The sequence below is a fragment of the Oleiphilus sp. HI0080 genome (genome assembly GCF_001635135.1).
Genome location: NZ_LWFU01000739.1, coordinates 1 through 1,757, shown reverse-complemented (window position 1 = coordinate 1,757; position 1,757 = coordinate 1). Strand labels below are relative to the sequence as shown.

Here is a 1,757-nt window from a genome sequence, read left to right as displayed (position 1 = left end):
AGCGTTTTCTACAGAATACGCTACGCGTGCTACAGGGCTATATGACGCATCTAGCTGAAGTCGGCCAATCGCGCGAGTCTCATCCTCACCCAACGCACGTTGATCAGCGGGCTCATAGCCACGACCACGCGCAATCTTGAGCTTCATGTTCACTTCGCCGTTATCGCTTAAATGACAAATAACGTGGTCCGGATTGAGAACCTCAACGTCGTGATCCACTTGAATGTCACTCGCCAACACAGGGCCTGGCCCTTTCTTGGTAAGCGCCAAAGTCGCCTCATCCTTAGCGTGCATGACGATAGCTAGCCCTTTAAGGTTCAAAAGAATCTCAATGACATCCTCTTGAACACCTTCAATAGCACTATACTCGTGCAGTACACCGTCGATCTCAGCTTCTACTACCGCACAACCAGGCATAGAAGAGAGCAAAATTCGGCGAAGAGCACTCCCAAGAGTGTGGCCGAAACCCCTTTCTAGTGGCTCTAAAACCACTTTTGCGTGTGTTGCACTTAACTCCTGAACTTCAATATTTCGAGGATTCAAGAATTCATTTACTGAACGCTGCATATACGCCCCTATACGTTATGTTGTAGATCCAAAGCTTACTTAGAGTAAAGCTCGACGATTAGGTTTTCGTTGATATCAGCCGGCAGATCGCTACGCTCAGGCGCAGACTTAAATGTTCCACTTAGCTTATTTGTATCAACTTCGACCCACTCAACCGGCGCGCGATTACCCGCCAGCTCAACTGCGCTTTTAACACGCAATTGATTTTTCGCTTTCTCGCGAACAGATACAGTATCACCTGCTTTGACCTGATAAGAGGCAATGTTTACCACATTGTCATTAACCAAGATCGACTTATGCGATACTAACTGACGCGCTTCTGCACGAGTCGAACCAAACCCCATACGATATACAACATTATCGAGGCGTTGTTCTAAGAGTTGAAGCAAGTTCTCACCAGTCGCTCCTTTACGGCGCGCTGCTTCTTTGTAATAGCCACGGAACTGCTTCTCTAATACGCCGTACAAACGACGAACTTTCTGTTTCTCACGGAGCTGAGTACCATACTCAGATAGGCGACCACGACGTGCGCCGTGCATCCCTGGTGCCGTCTCAAGATTACATTTTGAATCTAGAGCCTTAGCACCGCTCTTTAAAAACAGATCTGTCCCTTCACGACGAGACAGTTTACATTTTGGTCCAATATAACGAGCCATTTATCTGTTCTCCCTAAACGCGACGTTTTTTCGGTGGACGACAGCCATTGTGTGGAATCGGCGTTACATCCGTGATGTTTGTGATTTTGTAACCACAAGCGTTTAGTGCTCGAACAGCGGACTCGCGTCCTGGCCCAGGCCCTTTAACCATAACTTCTAGGTTTTTGAGGCCGTATTCAGCAGCCGCGTTACCGGCTCTTTCAGCTGCTACCTGCGCAGCAAAAGGTGTGCTCTTACGTGATCCACGGAATCCAGAACCACCTGCAGTTGCCCATGAAAGAGCGTTACCTTGGCGGTCTGTAATGGTCACGATCGTGTTATTGAATGATGCATGGATATGAGCCATACCATCAACAACAGTCTTTTTCACCTTTTTACGGGTACGTGTACCTGGCTTTGCCATTACTGTTTCCTACTTATTTACGAATTGGTTTGCGAGGACCCTTTCGAGTGCGAGCGTTGGTCTTACTACGCTGACCACGCACAGGCAAGCTGTGGCGGTGGCGAAGACCACGGAAGCAACCAAGATCCTTC

Annotated in this window: 3 protein-coding genes and 1 pseudogene; all 4 read right to left on the bottom strand. The window is 48.4% G+C overall.

Going from position 1 to position 1,757, the window contains the following annotated elements:
* A pseudogene (locus A3751_RS15670) lies at positions 1-567 on the bottom strand (DNA-directed RNA polymerase subunit alpha); the annotation flags it as partial.
* 35 nt (positions 568-602) lie between these two features.
* Positions 603-1,223, bottom strand: a complete 621-nt coding sequence (rpsD, locus tag A3751_RS15665) for a 30S ribosomal protein S4 (RefSeq protein ID WP_068457796.1) — start codon at positions 1,221-1,223, stop codon at positions 603-605.
* A gap of 13 nt (positions 1,224-1,236) precedes the next feature.
* The gene (gene rpsK, locus A3751_RS15660) at positions 1,237-1,626 is read right to left on the bottom strand and encodes a 30S ribosomal protein S11 (protein ID WP_068457794.1); all 390 of its coding nucleotides are present in this window, start codon (positions 1,624-1,626) and stop codon (positions 1,237-1,239) included.
* Positions 1,627-1,639: 13 nt separating this feature from the next.
* Positions 1,640-1,757, bottom strand: a 118-nt coding sequence (gene rpsM, locus A3751_RS21870; protein ID WP_082863309.1) for a 30S ribosomal protein S13, incomplete at its 5' end; no start/stop codon positions are given.